The 20,042-nt window shown below is 66.5% G+C and carries 22 protein-coding genes and 1 rRNA gene; 14 read left to right on the top strand and 9 right to left on the bottom strand.

Annotated features, from left to right (window positions below; translation table 11 throughout):
• Positions 1-15: 15 nt before the first annotated feature.
• The 4 genes from AC1EJR_RS11305 to AC1EJR_RS11290 form a co-directional block, all read right to left on the bottom strand.
• Positions 16-309, bottom strand: a complete 294-nt coding sequence (locus tag AC1EJR_RS11305) for a 2Fe-2S iron-sulfur cluster-binding protein (protein WP_255370867.1) — start codon at positions 307-309, stop codon at positions 16-18.
• 101 nt (positions 310-410) lie between these two features.
• Positions 411-716: a ferredoxin gene (locus tag AC1EJR_RS11300; RefSeq protein WP_092296074.1), complete on the bottom strand. Its 306-nt coding sequence runs from the start codon at positions 714-716 to the stop codon at positions 411-413.
• The gene (locus AC1EJR_RS11295; RefSeq protein ID WP_255370861.1) at positions 707-1,060 is read right to left on the bottom strand and encodes a 2Fe-2S iron-sulfur cluster-binding protein; all 354 of its coding nucleotides are present in this window, start codon (positions 1,058-1,060) and stop codon (positions 707-709) included. Before AC1EJR_RS11295 ends, AC1EJR_RS11300 begins: the two co-directional genes overlap by 10 nt.
• Positions 1,061-1,103: 43 nt before the next feature.
• The gene (locus tag AC1EJR_RS11290; protein ID WP_477147074.1) at positions 1,104-2,642 is read right to left on the bottom strand and encodes a hypothetical protein; all 1,539 of its coding nucleotides are present in this window, start codon (positions 2,640-2,642) and stop codon (positions 1,104-1,106) included.
• A gap of 331 nt (positions 2,643-2,973) precedes the next feature.
• On the opposite strand from AC1EJR_RS11290, the gene AC1EJR_RS11285 reads away from it, so the two are divergent.
• The 7 genes from AC1EJR_RS11285 to AC1EJR_RS11255 all read left to right on the top strand — a co-directional run bounded on the left by AC1EJR_RS11285 (position 2,974) and on the right by AC1EJR_RS11255 (position 9,033).
• Complete coding sequence (locus tag AC1EJR_RS11285) at positions 2,974-3,900, top strand: ornithine cyclodeaminase family protein (protein WP_477113166.1); 927 nt, start codon at positions 2,974-2,976, stop codon at positions 3,898-3,900.
• A gap of 144 nt (positions 3,901-4,044) precedes the next feature.
• Positions 4,045-4,764 carry an iron-containing redox enzyme family protein gene (locus tag AC1EJR_RS11280; protein ID WP_092296083.1) on the top strand — a complete coding sequence of 240 codons (720 nt, stop codon included), beginning with the start codon at positions 4,045-4,047 and terminating at the stop codon, positions 4,762-4,764.
• Positions 4,765-4,828: 64 nt separating this feature from the next.
• On the top strand, positions 4,829-6,277 hold the full coding sequence (locus tag AC1EJR_RS11275; RefSeq protein ID WP_477147073.1) for an aldehyde dehydrogenase family protein: 1,449 nt from the start codon (positions 4,829-4,831) through the stop codon (positions 6,275-6,277).
• A gap of 32 nt (positions 6,278-6,309) precedes the next feature.
• Entirely contained in the window at positions 6,310-6,789 is a 480-nt protein-coding gene (locus tag AC1EJR_RS11270) for a GlcG/HbpS family heme-binding protein (protein WP_477147072.1), read from the top strand.
• A gap of 12 nt (positions 6,790-6,801) precedes the next feature.
• Positions 6,802-7,824, top strand: a complete 1,023-nt coding sequence (locus AC1EJR_RS11265; RefSeq protein WP_144199747.1) for a 2Fe-2S iron-sulfur cluster-binding protein — start codon at positions 6,802-6,804, stop codon at positions 7,822-7,824.
• A gap of 132 nt (positions 7,825-7,956) precedes the next feature.
• A complete protein-coding gene (locus tag AC1EJR_RS11260) occupies positions 7,957-8,694 on the top strand; it encodes a GntR family transcriptional regulator (protein ID WP_092296094.1) in 738 nt (245 codons plus the stop codon).
• 162 nt (positions 8,695-8,856) lie between these two features.
• Positions 8,857-9,033: a hypothetical protein gene (locus tag AC1EJR_RS11255; RefSeq protein ID WP_177219928.1), complete on the top strand. Its 177-nt coding sequence runs from the start codon at positions 8,857-8,859 to the stop codon at positions 9,031-9,033.
• Between the two features lie 66 nt (positions 9,034-9,099).
• On the opposite strand, the gene AC1EJR_RS11250 is transcribed toward AC1EJR_RS11255, so the two are convergent.
• Positions 9,100-9,945: a phytanoyl-CoA dioxygenase family protein gene (locus AC1EJR_RS11250; protein WP_454757530.1), complete on the bottom strand. Its 846-nt coding sequence runs from the start codon at positions 9,943-9,945 to the stop codon at positions 9,100-9,102.
• Between the two features lie 225 nt (positions 9,946-10,170).
• Between AC1EJR_RS11250 and AC1EJR_RS11245 the strand changes: the two genes are divergently transcribed.
• The 5 genes from AC1EJR_RS11245 (at position 10,171) to AC1EJR_RS11225 (ending at position 16,247) form a co-directional block, all read left to right on the top strand.
• Positions 10,171-11,094 (top strand): AAA family ATPase, encoded by a 924-nt coding sequence (locus AC1EJR_RS11245; protein ID WP_441644663.1) that lies wholly within the window; start codon positions 10,171-10,173, stop codon positions 11,092-11,094.
• A gap of 13 nt (positions 11,095-11,107) precedes the next feature.
• Entirely contained in the window at positions 11,108-12,085 is a 978-nt protein-coding gene (locus AC1EJR_RS11240; protein ID WP_477147071.1) for a DUF58 domain-containing protein, read from the top strand.
• Entirely contained in the window at positions 12,082-14,085 is a 2,004-nt protein-coding gene (locus tag AC1EJR_RS11235) for a transglutaminase TgpA family protein (protein ID WP_477147070.1), read from the top strand. Before AC1EJR_RS11240 ends, AC1EJR_RS11235 begins: the two co-directional genes overlap by 4 nt.
• Positions 14,086-14,166: 81 nt before the next feature.
• Positions 14,167-14,664: a MarR family winged helix-turn-helix transcriptional regulator gene (locus AC1EJR_RS11230; protein ID WP_092296108.1), complete on the top strand. Its 498-nt coding sequence runs from the start codon at positions 14,167-14,169 to the stop codon at positions 14,662-14,664.
• A 92-nt stretch (positions 14,665-14,756) separates the two neighbouring features.
• Complete coding sequence (locus AC1EJR_RS11225; protein ID WP_477147137.1) at positions 14,757-16,247, top strand: MFS transporter; 1,491 nt, start codon at positions 14,757-14,759, stop codon at positions 16,245-16,247.
• A 60-nt stretch (positions 16,248-16,307) separates the two neighbouring features.
• On the opposite strand, the gene AC1EJR_RS11220 is transcribed toward AC1EJR_RS11225, so the two are convergent.
• Positions 16,308-16,634 (bottom strand): hypothetical protein, encoded by a 327-nt coding sequence (locus AC1EJR_RS11220; RefSeq protein ID WP_092296112.1) that lies wholly within the window; start codon positions 16,632-16,634, stop codon positions 16,308-16,310.
• A gap of 224 nt (positions 16,635-16,858) precedes the next feature.
• On the bottom strand, positions 16,859-18,328 hold the full coding sequence (locus AC1EJR_RS11215; protein ID WP_092296115.1) for a DegQ family serine endoprotease: 1,470 nt from the start codon (positions 18,326-18,328) through the stop codon (positions 16,859-16,861).
• A gap of 184 nt (positions 18,329-18,512) precedes the next feature.
• Between AC1EJR_RS11215 and AC1EJR_RS11210 the strand changes: the two genes are divergently transcribed.
• Positions 18,513-18,983, top strand: coding sequence for a MarR family winged helix-turn-helix transcriptional regulator (locus AC1EJR_RS11210; RefSeq protein WP_441592678.1), 471 nt, complete (start codon positions 18,513-18,515; stop codon positions 18,981-18,983).
• Between the two features lie 61 nt (positions 18,984-19,044).
• Positions 19,045-19,467 (top strand): organic hydroperoxide resistance protein, encoded by a 423-nt coding sequence (locus AC1EJR_RS11205; RefSeq protein WP_477147069.1) that lies wholly within the window; start codon positions 19,045-19,047, stop codon positions 19,465-19,467.
• 72 nt (positions 19,468-19,539) lie between these two features.
• Here AC1EJR_RS11205 and AC1EJR_RS11200 read toward each other — a convergent pair whose 3' ends face one another.
• Together AC1EJR_RS11200 and rrf are read right to left on the bottom strand one after the other, a co-directional pair.
• On the bottom strand, positions 19,540-19,842 hold the full coding sequence (locus AC1EJR_RS11200) for a GIY-YIG nuclease family protein (protein WP_092296124.1): 303 nt from the start codon (positions 19,840-19,842) through the stop codon (positions 19,540-19,542).
• A gap of 99 nt (positions 19,843-19,941) precedes the next feature.
• A 5S ribosomal RNA gene (gene rrf, locus AC1EJR_RS11195) occupies positions 19,942-20,042 on the bottom strand; the annotation flags it as partial.

Here is a 20,042-nt window from a genome sequence, read left to right as displayed (position 1 = left end):
CGGTCGAAGACGGGCTTACACCCGCGCCTTCGGCTCCCACGACACCGCGATATCGCCGTTGACGAAGGTCTGGCAGGCCATGCGGAAGCCGGCGCGCAGGTCGTCATCGCTCAGATGCTTGCGCTCCTTGGGCTTGACCGCGTCCGTATGCTCCAGCCCGCGATCGATGTGGCACTTGCAGGTGCCGCACAGCCCGCCGCCACACTTGAACGGGATGCCGCCCTGCTCGCGCAGCGATACGCGCAGCAGGTTGCTGTTGGCGGGCGCGGTAACCGTCTTGCCGCCATTGGTCACGAATTCGATTTCCACCTTGCGGACCTCCGGCGCCGCAGCGGGTGCGGCGGGCGCGGCGCTGCCGCCGCCAGTGTCCTCGGTGGTGTCGGCGGCAGCCGTCTCGATATCTGCCCGCATCATTGCTTCCTTAAAGAGAGGTCCATGCTGCCGAAGTGCGCCAGCGCCTGCAGCGCGGCCCGGGCAGCGTCGAGCGTGTCGAAGCGCTCGAGGAATTTCGATGGCACGTGGTTGACCACCGGCGGCGCATCCGGGCCGCCGGTTTCGTCGATCACGGGCACCTTCACCGCCGCATGCAGCGTGGCGATCACGAAGATCGCCTTCGGGCGGCCATAGAACAGGTACTCGTAGGTTTCCACCGGCTCCACGCCCGGCACGGCCTCCGTGCGGAACTGGCCCGGCTTGCTGGTCAGGATCACGAACATGAGGTCTGGGCCTGGGTGTTGGCCTGAGGTTGTGCCGGGGTCTCAGGCTGCTGATCCTCCTGCTCCAGCTCGATGTCATGCGTCAGCCAGATCTGGCAGGCAAGCCGGAAGCCCTGGTCGATCCGCTCGCCCAGCTGCTTCTTTTCCTTCCAGTTCGGCGGCGGCAGGTGCTCGGCGCCCGCCAGGACCCGGCACGCGCACTTGGAGCACTTGCCCATGCCGCATTCGTAGCGCAGGTTCGGATACGGAAACTGCTTGATGCCGGCGCGGACGACGAGGTTGGTCTCGGGCTTGACCTCGTCCACGAAAACCTGCCCGTGCTTGTGAAAGACGACTTTCGGCATGTTGGTGACTTCGCTGAAATCGAAAAAAAGGAAGCGCCCGGCGTCAGTGCCAGAGCAGCATCGCGCAGATCGTGGAGACGAACAGCCCGGCCAGCACGGGCAGCAGCAACGCCCGCACTGCATCGAGCACCGGCACGCGCGCAAACCCGGCCACGGCGATCAGGGAGGACCAGGCGATCAGCGTGCCGCCGCCGGTCCAGACCGCGCCCATCTGACCCACTGCGGCCAGCGTGGCCGAGTCGAAGCCGACTACCGGACCCAGCGCGCCGGCCAGCGTGCCGGTCAGCGGCAGGCCGGCGAAGCCGGAGCCATCGATGCCGGTGATCATGCCCACCAACAGCACGCCGAAGGCCACGAACACGTGGTTGTCCGGAATCATGTGCTGGTACGCCTGGATCAGCTCGAACAGCAGGCTGGGCGCCTTGCCGGCGTCCACGCCCAGGATCTGCGCGGCGGTCTCGCCGGCGCCCACGAAGAAGAAGCCGGCAATCGGCAGCACCGAGCCCATCGCCTTGAACGCGAACACGAAGCCATCGGTGATGTGCTCCGGGCAGACATCGAGCATCTTGCGCGGCCCTTCGGCGGCCAGCGTGGCCAGCATCATCAACAGCGCGGCCACGCCGCCCACCAGTGCCGCTGCCGCGCCGCCCTTGAGATCCGGCATGCCGGCGGCCAGCTTGGGCGCCACCATCAGCGAGACCACGCAGATAAACGCCACCGGCGTGAGCACCGCGAAGAACTTCGACCACTTGATGCGGCGCTTGGCCACCATCGCCAGGCTCTGTTCGATATTGGCGTCCGTGACGAGCGGCTCCGGGTGCGACGTGCCACGCGCAATCTCCGCCTTGTCGAAGGTGCCGGTGGCTTCCATGGCCGTGTCCACGCCCGTGGCGCGGGCCTGCCAGCGGTCCAGCAGCGCGCCGTTGGCCGGCACGATGTGACGGCGCATCGACAGATAAGCCAGCGTCAGCGCGATGGTGCCGGTGATGATCGACAGGATCAGCGCCCGGTCCGCCACCACGGCCGCGCTGACCGCTGCGCCCGCCGCCTTGGCGCTGATGCCCGGCGCCACACCAATCACGTAGTCCGACGAGAGCGCCATGCCCTGCCCGGCGATGGCGATGGCCATGGCGCCGGCCAGCGGCGGCAGCCCGGCGGCGATGGCCGCGGGCAGCAGGATGGCCGACACCAGCGGCACGGCCGGCGTGGGCCAGAAGAACAGCGAAATCACATAGGTGATGCCCGCCAGGATGAAGTAGGCGCTATGCCCGTTCTTCATGACGAGGCGGAACGGCTCCACCATGCGGATATCGGATCGCAACKATTTCAGCGCATTGAGCAGCGCCGTCATGAAGGCGATCACCAGGAAGATATTGAACAGCTCCTTCGCCGCGACGAGGCTGGCCCCAAAGATGCCCCCCAACGCGCTGACCGGATTGCCCGTGATGGCCAGGATCACGAGGAAGGTGCCGACGATAGACGGCACGACAACGTTGGCCCGCAGGATCATCGTCAAGACGATGACTGCGACACCTAGCAAATACACCCAATGTGCCAGGCCGATTTCTACGGTTTGTTGCATGAGGCTCCCCTGATCCTGATCTTGGGGCCCTTGTGGGGGCGGATGAATAAGACCTGCCGTCGACCTCTTGGCTGCGTGCAGCGCTGGGCGTCGATCTAATTTGTATACTATATCCCGTTGACGCTTCCGAACAAGCGAAACCTGCACGGCTTGGGGTAATCCCCCAATGCGGTGCGGAAAGCCGCATCAGTGCACGGTTTCAGCGCATCAAGCACCACTCTGGAAGGCACGTCCCGGGAAAATATCGATGCATCAACGCTAGCAATTTTTCCGGCCATGTGTAGACTGTATACCGAATCGAGCCACAAACAGCCCTGAGCCCCCATCGACCATGCTCCATATCACCGACGAACTGATCGACCGACACGTGACGGCCCAGGACGCCCAGCAGGCCATGCTGGCGGCCTTCCAGAGTTTTGGACGCGGCGAGGCCGCGATGCAGGAACGGATCCGGACGGAGGCGGGTGGTGTGAAGCTTTCCACGCTTGGCGCGGTGATTCCGGAGCAGGAGGTGGCGGGGGCCAAGGTATATACGACGATCGAAGGACAGTTCTCATTTGTCATCCTGCTGTTTTCAACCGTTGACGGCCGGCCGCTGGCTTCGTTCGACGCCGGCGCGATCACGCGGCTGCGCACGGCGGCCTGCACGGTACTGGCCGCGCAGCGGCTGGCCCGGCCCGAGAGCGCCACGCTTGCGCTGTTCGGCGCCGGCACGCAGGGTGTGCAGCATGCGGCGCAATTGTCCGCCGCGCTGCCGCTGCGCCGCGTGCTGGTGGTCGATCCTTATGCCGACGCGGGCCTGCCCCACCGGCTCGCCGCACAGTGCGGCATTCCCGTGACCTTTGCCGATCCGGCCGTGGCCGCCGCGCAGGCCGACATCATCGTCACTGCCTCGCGCTCGACCACACCGCTGTTCTCCGGCGAACTGATCCAGCCGGGCACCTTCATCGCCGCCATCGGATCGAGCCTGCCGCATACMCGCGAACTCGACGACACCGCGCTGTCCCGCGCCGCCACCGTGGTGGTGGAGTGGCGGCCGCAGTCGCTGCGCGAGGCCGGCGACCTGGTGCTCGCCGACAAGGCGGTGCTGCCCGACAGCAAGATCGTGGAGCTGGCCGATGTTCTGCTGGGCAAGGCGGGGCGCCGCCACGCCGACGACATCGTGATCTACAAGTCGGTCGGCGTCGGTCTAGAGGACATCGCCCTGGCTGGTGTCGCCTATCGACGGATTACCGAAGCGGAGGCTGGAAAAGCCTGACGCGTGCTGCGCCGGTCAGCTCTTTGTCGCCCAAATTTGATTGCAGAAAGTATACAAATTTCATCCTGATTCAAACCCGCCGCAGATAAGACGTCTCTCACGTCGCGGCTCACAACCACCCCTCGTCAAAACAGGAGCCCCCAAATGGCCGAACTGATGAACCGTGAAGATTTCCGCGCCGCCCTCGAGAACGCAATCAAGGGCAAGAGCGCCAACCAGGCACCCTTCAGCAAGGCATGGGCTGGCGGCACGCTGTCGCGCGACCACCTCGCCCGCTGGGCCGAGAACCACTATCACTACGTGGGCCCGTTCGCCGACTACCTCGCCTATATCTATGCCCGCACGCCGGACCACATGACCGAGGCCAAGGACTTCCTGCTGGCCAATATGTACGAGGAAGAGATTGGCGGCGACCGCCACACCGACCTGCTGATCCGCTTTGCCGAAGCCTGCGGCACCACCCGCGAGCGCGTGGTGGATGCGGACAACATGTCGCCGACCACGCGCGGCCTGCAAAGCTGGTGCTACGCGGTGGCCATGCGCGAAGACCCGGTGGTGGCCGTGGCCGGCCTGGTCGTGGGCCTGGAGTCGCAGGTGCCGTCGATCTACCGCAAGCAGACCCCCACGCTGCGCGAGAAGTACGGCTTCACGGACGAGGAAGTCGAATTCTTCGACCTGCACATCGTCTCCGACGAGATCCACGGCGAACGCGGCTATCAGATCGTGCTCGAGCACGCCAATACGCCGGAATTGCAGCAGCGTTGCCTGAAGATCTGCGAGGTTGGCGCCCAGATGCGACTGCTGTACACCACCGCGCTCTATTACGACTACGTGGACGGCACGCGCGAGACCGTGGCCGCCTGAGCGGCCCCGCATCTGCCCGGCCCCCGTGCCGGGCGCCCCGCCCCCGTTCGCAAAGGCCACAGTCATGACCGAGACGTACCGCAACTACATCGACGGCGAATGGTGCGACAGCGCCAGCGGCCGCACCACCGACAACCTCAACCCCGCCGACACGCGCGACATCGTGAGCCGGCACGCCGCCTCGGACGCGCGTGACGCCGCCGCCGCCGTGGCCGCCGCCTCGGCCGCCTTCGACAGCTGGAAAAAGACCCCCATCGGCAAGCGCGCGAAAATTCTCAACGATGCCGCCGCGCATCTGGAAGCCAACGCCGACGCCATCGCCGCCGAGCTGACCCGCGAGGAAGGCAAGGCGCTGTCGCTGGCGCGCGACGAAGTCATGCGCTCCGCCCAGACGCTGCGTTTCTACGCCGTGGAAGGACAGACCTACGGCGGTGAGACGTATCCCAACGATGACCCGGACATGCTGGTCTACAGCCAGCGCGAGCCGCTGGGCGTGGTGACGGTAATCTCGCCGTGGAACTTCCCGGTGTCGATTCCGGCCCGCAAGATCGCGCCGGCGCTGATCACCGGCAACACGGTGGTCTTCAAACCCTCGTCGGACGCGCCGCTCTCCGGCTACCGACTGGCCGAAGCCTTCGTCAAGGCGGGCATTCMGAAGGGCGTGCTTAATTTCGTGACCGGCAGCGCCGCCGAGGTGGGCCCGACCATCGTCGAATCGCGCGCGGTACGGGCCGTGTCCTTCACCGGCTCGACGGCAGCGGGCGAGCAGATCCACAAGTCCGTGCCGATGACCACGCGCACGCAGATGGAGTTGGGCGGTAAGAATCCTCTGATCGTGATGGAGGACGCCGACCTCGACAAGGCCGTGGACCTGGCCATCAAGGGCGGCCTGTCGCTGTCCGGCCAGGCTTGCACGGGCACCAGCCGCATCCTCGTGATGCGCGAGGTGAAGCAGGCATTCACCGACAAGCTCGTGGCCAAGGTCAAGACGCTGAAGATCGGCAGCGGCATGGCCACCGGCATGGATCTTGGCCCGCTCGCCACGCGCAAGCAACTGGAAACCGTGCTMGGCTACATCGCCGCCGGCAAGGCTGAAGCCACGCTGCTGTGCGGTGGCGAAGCGCTGACGGATGGCGATTTCTCGCACGGTTACTACGTCTCGCCGGCCGTGTTCACCGATGTCACGCCGACCATGCGCATCGCCCGCGAGGAAATCTTCGGCCCGGTGCTCGCCATCCTCGAAGTGGGCAGCTACGCCGAGGCCATCGCCGTTGCCAATGACTCCGAGTACGGCCTGTCCGCGGCCATCGCCACGCGCAATCCGCGCTATATGCACGATTTTGCGCATGACATCGAGTCCGGAACGGTGAAGATCAACCGCACCACCACCGGCAACCTCGTCAACGCGCCGTTCGGCGGGCTGAAGCGGTCGAGCACCTCCACGTTCCGGGAATCGGGCCGCGCGGGGCTCGAGTTCTACACCCAGATCAAGACCATCTATCGCGGCTGCTAAGCGGCGACTACCCGGCTATTAAGGATTTCACGATGAAAAAGGCAATCAAGCTCGAACTGCGGGAAGCCCGCCACATGGTGGCGGCGGCGGTGAAGAAGGCCGAGGAAATCGGCGTGCTGGAGTCCATCTGCATCGTCGATGAGGGCGGCTATCCGCTGCTGCTCGAACGCATGGACGGCGCCCGCATCACCGGCCCGCAGATCGCCTGGAACAAGGCATTCACGGCGGCCGGCCACAAGCGTTCCACACACCTGTTCAATACGGCGCCCAACGGCCCCGCGCTGCCCGGCAACGAGGCGTTCGGCATCCAGTGGAGCTTCGAAGGCAAGTTCGCGGTGTTCGTCGGCGGCTACCCGGTGGTGGTCAACGGCGAGGTGGTCGGCGGCGTGGGCCTGTCCGGCGGCAACGGCGAGCAGGACACCGCGTGCGGCGTGGCCGCGCTGGAAGCATTGCGCGACCTGCTGGCCGGCGAGGACCTGACCGTGCTGGCGCAGGCCKACATCAAGAAGTAAGCAGGAGCGGTCATGTCCCACGGTACCCATCCCCTCTATCGCATCGAGATTGCCGAGACGCAGCAGTCGTTCACGGCGCAGCCCGGCGAGTCCGTGCTCGATGCCGCGCTGCGCACGGGCGTCAGCCTGGCCCACGAATGCACGTTCGGCGGATGCGGCACCTGCCGCGTGCGCGTGGTGGAAGGATCGGTCAGTTATGAAGAATTTCCGATGGGACTGACCGAGGACGAGGACGCCGCCGGCTTCGCCCTGGCCTGCCAGGCGCGGCCCACGGCCGACCTCGTCATCAGCACCGCGCGCGGCCTGGAGCCGGCCGTGCCGGCACGCCGCGCGTCAGCCATCGTACAGGCGGTGACGCCGCTCGCCGCCGACGTGCTGCACCTGCGCATGGCCCTGCCCGACGACACGCCGCTGGCCTTCGCGCCGGGCCAGTACATGAAGATTCTGCTAGACGACGGGAGCCACCGCAGCTTCTCGATGGCGTCCGCCCCGCGCGGCAACGAGGTGGACTTCCACGTGCGCCGCATTGCCGGCGGTCGCTTCACGGCGGGGCAACTGCCGCGCCTGCAACCGGGCGACCGGCTCGACGTGGAAGTGCCGCTCGGCAACTTCGCACTGCGCAAGGAGGACTACCGCCCGCTGCTGATGGTAGCCACCGGCACCGGTATCGCGCCCATCAAGAGCATGCTGGAGTCCCTGATGGATGACCCGGATTGCCCGCCGGTGTGGCTCTACTGGGGCATGCGGTCCGCATCGGACCTCTACCTCGACAACGAGATCCGCGCCTGGGGCGATCGGCTTTACGATTTCCAGTACGTGCCGGTGCTGTCCCGCGCGGACGCGGACTGGCAGGGCCGGCGCGGCTATGTGCACGAAGCCGTGGCGGCGGACCTGGGCGACCTGTCCGAGCATGCGATTTATCTCTGCGGCTCGCCGAACATGATCCACGATGCAAAGCAGTTGTTCACCGGACTCGGCGCGCAGGTCCCGTTCCTGTATGCCGACGGGTTCACTTTTCAGCATCCGACGATGTAGTGGAATGTCTGGTCGCAAAGGATGACGGTATACAATAGTGGCATTCACGCCGGGCCCATGCATCCCAATGGGCCGGTGCTTCAACGCTCAAGTTTCTTGCGCGATCCACGATTTCCACGGCCGATCCCGACCATGAACGACGCCACCACCAGTGCCTTCAGCCCGAATCCGGACACCCCGGCTGCCAGCCTGGGCGCCCAGCATTCCCCGCTCTTCGCGCTTGTGACCGATACGTTGCGGCAGCGCATCCTCGACGGCCAGTACGATCCCGGCGAGCGGCTGGTGGAGAACACGCTGTCGCTGGAGCTGGGCGTGTCCCGCATTCCGGTGCGCGAGGCGCTGCGCGCGCTGGCGGCGGAAGGGCTGGTCAAGATCGAGCCGCGCCGTGGGGCATCGGTGGCGCGTCTGTCGCCCAATATCGCCCGCGAAATGGTCGAGGTGCGCGCCACCCTCGAAGGTCTCAACGCCAAGCTCGCGGCACAACGCCGCGACCCCGCGCTGATCCTGGAAATCGAGAAGGTTCTCAAGGAAGGCAACGACGCCGTGAACAGCGGCCAGACCGAGCGCTTCGTCGAACTCAACTCCAAGTTCCACGAACTGCTCGGTAATATCGCCGCCAACAGCGTGCTGCAGGACATGATGCGTTCGCTGCGTGAGCGCACCGGGCTGCTGTTCGCGCCGGCCAACCTGAGCCGCGCGCGCCTGAACTGGGACGAGCATGCCCAGATTCTCCAGGCCGTGATTGCCGGCGATGCCGACCTTGCTGCGCTGCTGGCCACGCGCCATGTGTTCAGCGCGGCGAAAGCTGTCGAAAACATGAACGGCACCCCGGCAAACGCGCCGGTCGATACGCCTGACAAGGGCGCGTAATCTCCGCCGCCTGACCTCGACACCACATTCCGGCCACATTCCGGTGCACCGACGCCCGCCCTCGCGCGGGCGTCTGCGCATGGCATTCCCCGTTCGCACCAGCAAATGGCGCGCCGCACCATCGCGGTGTATACTGTAGGCTGTTGTTAACCACAATAGGGAATGACCATCATGCAATACCCGGATGCTTCGTACCTCAGCCGTCCGGTCGGCGAGCAACTCCGCAAGCACTTTGCCCGCCGCGATGCGGTTCGGCACGCCACCCCGCTGCTGCCCGTCCGTCTGGCCGATCTGTTTGCCCTGTTCCGTTCGGGCACGACTCGCGGCAACGCCGCCTGACGCGCACCACGCGCGCCAATGAAAAAGCCGCCATCAGGCGGCTTTTGTGTTTCTGGGAAGGGACGTCTACAAGGCGGCCGGCGGCAGCTCCACGCTGCCGAACTCGGCGGACCGCGTGCCGGCCAGCGGCCGGTTGCTCGCACCGAAGTAAGCGAACGCTACCGACAGCTTGACCGTCTCGGCGTCATTCCGGCCGGCCGCGTGGAACAGGCGGCTGTCGAACATCAGCACGTCGCCGCGATGCAGCGTCAGGGGCATCGCCCCTTTCAGCAGGCTCTGGCTATTGGGATGCGCCTCGATGAGAAACTCGGCCGGATCGAGCTGCTCCGGCGCCAGCTTGGCCTGATGCGAACCCGGAATCACACGCAAGACGCCGTTTCGCTCGTCTTCATCGCCCAACGCCAGCCAAACCGTGACCAGCTCGGGCTTTACGAACGACCAGTAGCGTGTATCGCGATGCCAGCCAGTCTGGCTGCCGAAATGCGGATGCTTGGTCATCACGCAGTTATGGTGCGCCAGCGTCAGGCGGGCGGGCTCGCCCAGCAGCGCCTCCACCGTGGCCACCACGTGCGGATCGCTGGCCCAGCGGCGGAATACCTCGTCACGGCCATAGGCCTGGCGCAGCCGGCGTACCGTACCGCCCCCTTCGGCCTTGCGCGAGGTGGGCGCGCCGGGATAGCCGAGATCGGCCTCGAACTCCACCGGCGGCACGGCGGCGGCCAGATGCTTGCGGGTCATGTCCTCCAGCGCGGCGCACATGGCCTCGCTGGCAAAGCGGCGCAGCACGATGTAGCCGCCCGTGTGGAATTCACGCGCCAGGCTGGCCAGACCGGCCTGGTCGGCCAGGGGCGCGGAAGAGTCGAAATCGAGGGAAGCCGAGGCGCCTGAGGCGCGGTGTTGCGAGGCAGTCATCGTGGAGGGATGAGACCATTCTGAAAGTGGCAAGGCGCCAACAGATCGATGATGCCAGAAGCGGCGAGATCCGGCGCGGGCTGGCGGGCGATACCGCCCATTTCGCATGAGACAACAGGACATCCGTCGCCCTGAAAGCGTGCGGCAACCCACTGTCCGATGCGACCCCGACGCCGCTACAATGGCCGCACTCTGCACCCGCAGCCACGTCACCGGAGGCAACTCGTGACCGCCCGACCCAGGATCGTTGCCTCGCTCGCCGAGGCGCAAACCCAGCTAGGCCGCATCGTGCTGGGCAAGCCGCGCCAGGTGCGCCTTGCCTTGGCCTGCATGCTGGCCGGCGGCCACCTGCTGCTGGAGGACGTGCCGGGCGTGGGCAAGACCACGCTCGCGCATGCGCTGGCCCAGACGCTGGGCCTGCAATACCAGCGGGTGCAGTTCACGAGCGATCTGCTGCCGGCCGATCTGGTCGGCGTGTCAGTCTTCCTGCGCGAGGCCAGCGAGTTCCGTTTCCATCGCGGCCCGATCTTCGCCCAGCTGGTGCTCGCCGACGAGATCAACCGCGCGCCCCCGAAAACCCAGAGCGCACTGCTGGAAGCCATGGCCGAGCGGCAGGTGACCCACGACGGCACCACGCACGCGCTGCCGGCGCCGTTCTTCGTCATCGCCACGCAAAACCCGCTCGAGCAGATCGGCACGCATGCGCTGCCCGAGTCGCAACTCGACCGCTTCACGATGCGGATTTCGCTCGGCTACCCCGATCCGGCCTTCGAGCGGGTGCTGTACCTCGGCGGTGCCGACGATCAGCGCCCCGTTGCCGTGATGGACGCCGAGCAGGTGATGGCGCTGCAGGCCGCCGCCGCCAAGGTCTACGCGAGCCCCGCGCTGGTGGACTACGTGCTGGCGCTGGTGCAGGCCACCCGCGCGGAACCGGGTTTCGTCGCCGGCCTGTCGCCGCGTGCGGGGCTGGCGCTGCTGGCCTGCGCACGGGCGTGGGCGCTGCTGGAGCAGCGCGAGATGGTGGTTCCCGAGGACGTGCAGGCCGTGTTTGCGGCAGTGGCGGGGCATCGGCTGCTGCCGTCCGGCCATGGCGTGGGCCAGGGCGCCGGGGTGCTCGACCGCCTGCTGTCCAACGTCGCCATTCCCTGATTTCCGTCCCGCCATGCGGCAAGCCTCCGCCACCGCGCATCGTCCGCTGACCGCCTGGCTGCATCGGCAGCATGGGCCGGTCAATGGCGTGGTGACGTTCGATCGGCGCCATCTCTATATCCTGCCCACGCGCAGCGGGGCCGGCTTTGGCGTGCTGCTCGTGGCGATGCTGCTGACCTCGCTGAATTACAACATCAGCCTCGGCTTCGCGCTCACGTTCCTGCTCGCCGGCATCGGCATGGCGTGCATGTGGATGGCCTATCGCAATCTGCTGGAACTGGCGGTGTCCACGGGTGCCGCCTMGCCGGCCTTCGTGGGCGATGTGGCGGTCTTCGCACTGAACGTGGACAACGCCGACCCAGCCGCCCGCATCGGCCTGGAGGCCCGCACGCCGCAATCCGAAACCGCCACGCTGACCATTGATGGCGACAGCCGGGGCACCTTGCCGCTCCGCGTGCCGGCCACCGCGCGCGGGCGCATGAAGCTGCCGCGCGTCACGTTTTCCAGCCGCTTTCCGTTCGGCCTGTTTCGCGTGTGGAGCTATGCGGACCTGTCGCTGGTGGCCTTCGTCTATCCGGCGCCCGAGCCGAACGCCCCGCCGCTGCCGCAGGTGGCCCGCCCGGACGACGCCGAGGACGGCACGCTATCCGTCGCGTCGGACGATGGCATCGACCAGTTGCGCCGCTATCGCACCGGCGACCCGCTGCACCGCATCGCCTGGAAGCACAGCGCCCGCACGGGCCGCATGCTGAGCCGCACCGGCACCACGCCGCGCCAGCCCGGTTGCTGGCTCGACTGGGATGCGCTGCCGCCGGGCATGGACACCGAGGCCCGGCTATCGCGGCTGTGCGCGTGGGTGCTGGCCGCCGGCGACGAGTTCGAGGTCGGCCTGCGCCTGCCCGGCGTGGCGTTGCCGCCCGCCCAGGGTGCCGCCCATCGCCGCGCCTGCCTGGAAGCGCTGGCCGTGTGGCCGGAGCGGCGCGCGTCATGACCCGGCACGAAGTTCGCCCGCTCGGGCATCAGGAACACGGGATGCTGATGGGCCAGCTCGCGTTGGTGCTGGCGCCGCAGGCGCGCTCGCTGCYGGTGTCGGTCAGCCTGCTGCTGCTGGTGCTGCTGGCCTGGCGCTGGCTGCTCTGGCGCCAGCGCGCGCCGCTGCCGTCGAAGCTGATGCTCGGCGTGTCGGCCGTGCTGGTGCTGGTGACCGCCGCCGCGCTCGTATGGCAGTCGGGCGGCAGCCTCGGGCGCGAACTCTGCGTGGCGCTGCTGGGCGCCTTCGTCATCCTCAAGCTGCTGGAAACCAAGGCGCTGTCCGATGCCACGCTGGTCACCCAACTATCCTTCTACCTGCTGCTAACGCTCTACCTCGCCGACCAGCCGTTCTGGCTGGCGATCTACAGCATGGCGATCGGCGCATGGATCCTGCGCAACTGGCTGCTGCTCCACCATCCGGAAGCGCGCGGGCGGCTGGCGATCTGGCCGCTGCTTGGCCGCATGGCGCTGATCGGCCTGCCGTGGGCGCTGTTCCTGTTCGTGCTGTTTCCTCGGCTCGACCATCCGCTGTGGCGGCTGCCGCAGTCGGAGCCGGTGGGCCGCACCGGTATTTCGGACACGATGAAACCCGGCAGCGTCGGCGAGCTGATCCGCTCGCCCGAGGTGGCGTTCCGCGCCGATATCATCGGCGATCCCTTGCCCGCCAGTGCGCTGTACTGGCGCGCGCTGGTGCTCTGGAACTATGACGGACTGGCGTGGCGGCCCGCCGATGGGTCGATGCGGCCCACGCGCCCGGCCACCGGGCTGCGCGACGATGACGGCGACGACGCCACGCCACCGCCCTCGGGCGTGCGCGCGTACAACGTTACGCTGGAGCCAAGCCAGCAGGCCTGGCTGTACCTGCTCGACCGGGGCGTTGCGGTGTCCGGCAGCCTCGACGCCCGCGTTTCCGCCGACGATGAGTTTTTCGCCCGCGCACCGGTGGACCGGCCGCTGCGCTACCGGGGCCACTCGACACTGACGGGAACGCCCCAACCCCTGTCGCGGCGCACACTTGCGCTGTCGCTCGCGCTGCCGGACGGCAATCCGCGCAGCCGCGAACTCGCAGCCAGCTGGATGGCGCAGTATCCGGACCCGTGGCAGCGCGTGCAGGCCGCGTTGCGGCTCTTCGCCGCGGCGCCCTTCGCCTACACGCTCTCCCCGCCGCCGCTCGGCAAGCAGCAGGTGGACAGCTTCCTGTTCGATACCCGCCGTGGCTTCTGCGAGCACTACGCCAGCAGCTTCGTGTTCCTGATGCGCGCCGCCGGCGTGCCCGCGCGCGCCGTGATGGGCTATCAGGGCGGCGAGTACAACCCGATGGGCCGGCACTACATCATCCGGCAATCGGACGCCCACGCCTGGGCCGAGGTGTGGATCGCCGGGCGCGGATGGGTGCGCGTGGACCCGACCAGCGCCGTGGCGCCGAGCCGCGTGGAAGAAGGCGTGGACGCCGCCCTGAGCGGCGACGAGGCTGAGGCGCTACGCGCCTTGCGCGGCCCGGCATGGTTGCGGGACCTGCGCCTGGGCCTCGACGGACTGACTTATACGTGGCAGCGCTGGGTGCTCCAGTACGACCGCGCGCAACAGGGCCGGCTGCTGCAGAAACTTGGCATGGATGGCCAATTGCCAGCGTTGCTGGCGGGCGGACTGGCAACGCTGAGCCTCGTCGCGCTGTTGCCGCTCTGGCTGCGGCAACGGCGGCTCGATCCGCTCCAGTCGCTCTATGCCCGCTTCTGCACCTTGCTGGCGCGTCATGGCTGCGCGCGCGGGGCTTCGGAAGGGCCGGCCGATTTCGCCATGCGCGCCGCCGAGGCGCTGCCGGGCGCCGCCACCGCCTTGCAGGCATTCACGCGCGACTACATCGCGCTGCGCTACGGTACGCCGGACGCCGCAGGCAGGTTGCAAGCGATGGCGCGCATGCGCAGGGCGCTCACGCTCGTGCGGCGGCAGGTGCGCTAGCCGTCCCGCGCACCATCGGCCGGTTGCCATTCCCGCATCTCGCGCATATAGTTACGTTCGTAACTATCTCGGATGTAACAAATGCCGTTCGAACAGCGTATCACCCGGTTTTGCGCGGAATATCCGGAAGCCCCGCGCGATCTCATGCTCGCCTCCCGCCTGCTGCTCCGTTCCGCCAGATTGCTCCGACATCACATCGAGCGAGCACTGGCGCCGCACACGCTCGACATGGGCCAGTACCTGGTCATGAGCCTGCTGGTCGCCGATGGCGGACAGCCGACCATGCCGTCGGAACTTGGCGTCGCCATCGACGCCACGCGCACCCAGATGACGCGCCTGATCGACGGCCTGGAGGCGCGCGGCCTGGTGCAGCGCAAGACCTCGACACAGGATCGGCGCAGCCTGGAACTGACGCTGACGGCGGAAGGCCGGGCGTTGCTGGAGCGCGCCGCGCCCGCCGTGCATGCCGCCTATGGCGAGGCCTGGGCGCCGCTGGGCAAGGACCGGCTGGCCGACGTGACGCGCGACCTTGCGCAGTTGCACCAGAATCTCGCGGCACTCGACGCGCAGCGGTCGTGAACCTGCCCGCCCCCCAGGGCAAGGGCGCCGGCGCCCGCTGGCCCGGCGCGCTGAGTCGCCTGTTGAGCCGACCGCAGCGCCAGACGTTGCTGATGATGTTGCTCGCGCTGGCCACCGGCGTGGAGTTCCTCGAGAACATCATGTTCGTGTTCGCGTCCAGCCATATCGTCGGCGGCATCGATGCGGACCCGCGCAGCTTTGCGCTGGTGCAGGCCGCCTATGCCGTGGGCAGCATGCTGATGATTCTCAAGCAGCAGTGGCTGGCGCAGCGGTTCGGCTATCGCTATTACCTGACAGGGTCGTTGCTGCTGTTCATGGCCGGCACGCTCGGCGCGGCCACCAGCACCGGCCTCGCGCAGATGGTGGCCGCCCGTTTCGTGCAAGGCGTGGGCGGCGGCGCGCTGTTCACCAGCTGCCGGATTCTCGTGAACCTGATGTTCGGCCCGGCTGATCGGCCGCGCGCCACGCGTATCTTCATGCTGGGGATCTTCGGCGCCTCGGCGCTCGGGCCGGCGTTCGCGGCAGAGCTGGTCGAGCGCGGGGTCTGGCAGGATGTGTTCTATGGCGTGCTGCCGTTCGCGGCGCTGGCCACGCTCGGCGCCTGGCTGCTGCTGCCCGACGCCGAACCCCGCGAAGATGTGGGCGGCCCGGCGCTCGGTCCGCTGCTGCTGTTCGGCGTGGCCATCGTGGCGCTCCAGGCGTCCCTGACCGAAGCGCGCTTCGACCTCTTCTCGCATCCCGCCCGCGTAGCCTTGGTCGCCGCGCTTGCCCTGGCGCTGCTCGCCGGCTTCCTGTGGCACCAGTGGCACCACGCCACGCCGGTGCTGCGACTGCGTGCGCTGCGCCATCCCGTCTACCTCACGGGGCTGGCCATGTATTTMGTCTACTACATGATCAGCAACCTGAGCGGCTACGTGTTCCCGATCTACGCCGAACAGGCGCTGCGCTTCCCGCTGGCCACCACAGGCTGGCTCAACACGCTGGCCGCCACCATCAGCCTCGCCGGCATCTGGTGCTATCTGCGCGTGGCGCGGCACCTCACGCACAAGAAGCCGGTCATGGTGGCGGGCCTGTTGCTGATGGCGGGCGCGATGGCGTGGTTTTCGATCATGCCACCCGATGTCGGACCGGTCGCGCTGCTGCCCGGGCTGGTGGGCAAGGGGCTGTTCGGCGTGATGGTCATCATCCCGATTGCTGGACTGACGTTCCGCTCGCTGGCCGACGACGATGACTTTGCCCACGGCTACCGCAGCAAGAACCTGATGCGGCAGATTGCCAGCTCGTTCGCGTCGGCGCTCGGCGCCGTGCTGCTGCAGAACCGGCAGTTCKCGGTCCATACCAGCTTGACCAATGCCATCGGGCAACGTCCCGCTGAGGCGGCGCAGTGGTTGGAGTCGGCACAGAAGGCGCTGATGGCGCGCGGCTTCGATACGGGGCAGGCGCACGTGGGCGCGCTGGCGCAGTTGGCGACAATTGCCGATCAACAGGCGCGGCTAATTGCCTGCGAGGATCTCTATCGATTGATTGCCGTGCTCGCGCTGGTGGCGGCTATCGGCATGTTCGCGCAGCGTCGGCTGGACTAGCGCCCAGACTGGGGACGGCGCGTTGAGGATACGACTAGGGGCGGGAGGCGTGTCCGCCCGTCAGAACAGCGACAGCTGGCGCATGCCGAAGCCGATGGTTTCTTCCACGCGGGCACGCGCATGGGCCAGGGAGCCCTCTGCGCCGGAGTAGTTGCCGGCCGCCCAGCGGTAGACCACGGGGAGTTCGCCGCGATCGGAAAGGTGGACCTCACCGAGCTTGTCGCCGCGTTCGCTACGGTAAAAATGAGAACGGTAGCCGCGCTCCCAGTGTGGAGCGGCTTCCTTCTTGCGGCGACGCGGGGTCGTCGGCTTGGTGGTGGCAGGCGTCAAGCGCCGCGTTCGGTCGGTACCCGGCGAGATGGGGGCGCGGGTGAAATCCAACTGCATAGACTTCCTTGTTCTGTCGATTCAGYAAGAACCAGACGTGGCGGCCATGGCCACCACGCGCTTCATGCATCGCAGTCGAGATCATACCTGCTCAAACGCGTTTTTGGGATGTTTTATCGCCCTGAATGCGGCCTCTGGCAAGGGTTTGCGGGCCGTATACCGGTTTACGGTATACGGCCTGTATACGTAAACCGGGCACCGTAAACCCGGTTTTTCGGACCCGGTTAGCCGAGGTCGAGGGGGATGAAAATCCGGGCGTCGTCGCGTTGCACGAGCAGCGCCACCTGCTTGCCGGACTTCGACACCAGGGCCCGAAGTTGCTCTGCTGAACTGATCGGCGTGCCGTTCAGCGACAGGATGACATCGCCCGGCTGAATGCCCACGCGCGCGGCCGGTCCGGCCACGTTCTCCACGACCAGCCCGCCGTCGATGCCGCTGTCACGCTTCTCGGCCGGCGTAAGCGGGCGCACCGCGAGGCCAAGCTTGCCGCCGGTATCGCCGCCATTCGTCTTCTGCGCCACGGCGCCTTCCTGGGCCGTGCCCACCTTGACGGTCAGCGTCAGCGGCTCGCCCTTGCGGATGACCTTGAGCTGGGTCTGCGTGCCGGGCTTCATGTCCGCGACGTGCTCGGGCAGATCGCCCGAATGGTCGATGACGTCGTCGCCCAGCTGCACGATCACGTCGCCTGCCTTCAGGCCGGAGCGGGCAGCGGGGCTGTCCGGCTCGATCGCATTGACCAGCGCGCCTGCCGGCTTGGGTAGGTTGAAGGACTGGGCCAGCGCCTGGTTGACCTCCTGCACCGAGATGCCGAGACGGCCGCGCGTGACCTTGCCATGCGCCACCAGTTGCTCCTGCACCTTCGTCGCCACGTTGATCGGAATCGCAAACGACAGGCCCTGGTAGCCGCCGGTCTGGCTATAGATCTGCGAGTTGATGCCGATCACTTCGCCCCGCTGGTTGAACAGCGGGCCACCGGAATTGCCGGGGTTCACCGCCACATCGGTCTGGATGAAGGGCACGTAGGTGTCGTCCGGCAGCGAGCGGGACTTGGCGCTGACGATGCCGGCGGTGACCGTGTTCTCGAAACCGTAGGGCGAGCCGATGGCCAGCACGGGCTCGCCGACGCGGATCTTCGACGGATCGCCAAGGCGCACGGTGGGCAAGTCCTTCGCATCGATGCGAATCACGGCGATGTCAGTCTGCGGATCGGCGCCCAGCACCTTGGCCTTGAATTCGCGACGATCGGTCAGCTTGACGGTGACTTCCGTGGCGTTATCGACCACGTGAGCATTGGTGAGAATCAGCCCATCCGAGCTGACGATGAAGCCGGAGCCCAGGCCGCGCACAAGCTGCGGCTGGCTGGTTTGCGGACCCTGGAACTGCGGGCCGAAACGCTTGAAGAACTGGAACAGCGGATCGTCGGGGTCGATGCCCTGCGGCGCCTGCGCGGAGGTGCGCTGGGCGCGCGCGGTCACGCTGATGTTCACCACGGCGGGGCCGTACTGGTCGACGATGCCCGAGAAGTCGGCTGGCGTGGCGACGGCGACGGGCGCGCCGGAGGCAGATGCCGTGACGGGCGTCGGCGCGGCGTAGCCGGGGGTGATGGCGTCCTTCTGGAGATAGGCATAACCGCCGGCCAGCGCAACGAGCGCGGCGACACCGACGGCGGAGCGGGCAAAAGTCTGGCGAATCATGGTCTTTCCTTTCTGGTTGGCTTCTTGCGCGGACGCAGGAGTTGCGGCGCGATGGAAGCATCGTAAGCAGCCATCCTTAAACCAGACTTAAAGTTCCGACCTATCTCGCCCGCGTCACCTATCCTCAATAGTCACGATAGAAAATTTATCTTGCACACAATTTAATTGTGTATAAGATAGAGCCATGGCTGACGCAACGAACTCCTCCACTAACGAAGACTGGCTCCGGCTGGATCAACAGCTCTGCTTCGCGCTGTATTCCACCTCGCTGGCAATGACCAAGATCTACAAGCCGATCCTGGGTGAGCTTGGGCTCACTTATCCGCAGTATCTGGTCATGCTGGTGTTATGGGAGACGGACAAGCTGACGGTGTCGGCGCTCGGAGAACGGTTGACGTTGGACTCCGGAACACTGACTCCGCTGCTCAAGCGGCTCGAGGTGGCGGGGTTCGTAGCACGGGCACGCGATGACGAGGATGAGCGACGCGTGCTGGTCAGCCTGACGGATGCCGGCCGGCGCCTGCGCGCATCGGCGGAAGGCATCCCGGAAAAGATGTTGTGCGCGACGCAGTGCTCGATCGAGGAGATCCAGACATTGACGGCGCGCCTGCATGAGATGCGGACCACGCTGGAGGATGCACGGTCCGACGGTTGATTTGCCGATTTCGGCATGACTTTGAAAACGCCCCCGAGCGGGCATCGCTAGGAGAATGCAAATGAAACTCGAGAAAGTCCTGTACACCGCCCACGCATCCGCAACCGGTGGCCGCGATGGCCGCGCCGTGACGTCCGATAATCAACTGGACGTGAAGCTGGCCGTACCCAAGGAAATGGGCGGCAAGGGCGATGGCCTGAATCCCGAGCAACTGTTCGCAGCCGGCTATTCGGCTTGTTTCCTGGGCGCGATCCGTTTCGTGGCTAGCCAGCAGAAGATCACGGTCTCGCCGGACGCCAAGATCGAAGGCGCCGTCGGCATCGGCCAGATTCCGCAGGGCTTTGGTATCCAGGCCGATCTGAAGATCTCGCTGCCGGGCATGGACAAGGAAGCGGCCCAGAAGCTGGTGGAAGCCGCACACCAKGTCTGCCCGTATTCGAACGCCACCCGCGGCAATATCGAGGTGACGCTGACGGTGGTCTGAGTTTGGCTGTTGCTGCGATCACAAGCAAAAACGCCGGCAAATTTGCCGGCGTTTTTGTTTTTATGCTTGTTTTTATGCGCTGTCTTCCGTTTCGAGCATCGCGCAGAATGCGCGCTTTTGCACGGCCGACATGCGCTTGGTGGCCAACTCGGCTTTCAACGCTTCTGACTTGTTATCGTAGCGAAGCCATCCAAGCAGGCGCGTAGGTTTGCGGGAGCGTGTGTATTTGGCACCAATCCCCGCAAGGTGCTGGGCATAACGGCGCTGGACGTCAGTGGTAATCCCTGTGTAGATCGAATTGCCTTCGCATTCGAGCAGGTAGAGATACCAGGGCGTTGCCTCGGCACAAGCGAGGTCTTCTTCGTCAGAGGGCATGGCACGCAGATCATAAGCGTTTTCGTCACGAAAATGCCAATCGGAGCCCACAAAGCAAAACCCCCAGCCTTTATGGGGCTGGGGGTTCTGGGTATAAGAGCCTGGCGATGACCTACTTTCACACGGGTAGTCCGCACTATCATCGGCGCAAAGTCGTTTCACGGTCCTGTTCGGGATGGGAAGGGGTGGTTCCGACTCGC

It is taken from the genome of Cupriavidus sp. 05T42 (assembly GCF_056396345.1).
This window is presented reverse-complemented; position numbering and strand designations above follow the sequence as displayed.

What these genes read in the sequence shown, in the direction of transcription:
- AC1EJR_RS11255 (WP_177219928.1), top strand. Translation starts at nt 8,857, where the DNA reads ATGACCATCATGCAATACCCGGATGCTTCGTACCTCAGCCGTCCGGTC.
- AC1EJR_RS11210 (WP_441592678.1), top strand. Translation starts at nt 18,513, where the DNA reads ATGGCTGACGCAACGAACTCCTCCACTAACGAAGACTGGCTCCGGCTG.
- AC1EJR_RS11250 (WP_454757530.1), bottom strand. Translation starts at nt 9,945, where the DNA reads ATGACTGCCTCGCAACACCGCGCCTCAGGCGCCTCGGCTTCCCTCGAT.
- AC1EJR_RS11300 (WP_092296074.1), bottom strand. Translation starts at nt 716, where the DNA reads ATGTTCGTGATCCTGACCAGCAAGCCGGGCCAGTTCCGCACGGAGGCC.
- AC1EJR_RS11265 (WP_144199747.1), top strand. Translation starts at nt 6,802, where the DNA reads ATGTCCCACGGTACCCATCCCCTCTATCGCATCGAGATTGCCGAGACG.
- AC1EJR_RS11295 (WP_255370861.1), bottom strand. Translation starts at nt 1,060, where the DNA reads ATGCCGAAAGTCGTCTTTCACAAGCACGGGCAGGTTTTCGTGGACGAG.
- AC1EJR_RS11260 (WP_092296094.1), top strand. Translation starts at nt 7,957, where the DNA reads ATGAACGACGCCACCACCAGTGCCTTCAGCCCGAATCCGGACACCCCG.
- AC1EJR_RS11230 (WP_092296108.1), top strand. Translation starts at nt 14,167, where the DNA reads ATGCCGTTCGAACAGCGTATCACCCGGTTTTGCGCGGAATATCCGGAA.
- AC1EJR_RS11220 (WP_092296112.1), bottom strand. Translation starts at nt 16,634, where the DNA reads ATGCAGTTGGATTTCACCCGCGCCCCCATCTCGCCGGGTACCGACCGA.
- AC1EJR_RS11280 (WP_092296083.1), top strand. Translation starts at nt 4,045, where the DNA reads ATGGCCGAACTGATGAACCGTGAAGATTTCCGCGCCGCCCTCGAGAAC.
- AC1EJR_RS11200 (WP_092296124.1), bottom strand. Translation starts at nt 19,842, where the DNA reads ATGCCCTCTGACGAAGAAGACCTCGCTTGTGCCGAGGCAACGCCCTGG.
- AC1EJR_RS11215 (WP_092296115.1), bottom strand. Translation starts at nt 18,328, where the DNA reads ATGATTCGCCAGACTTTTGCCCGCTCCGCCGTCGGTGTCGCCGCGCTC.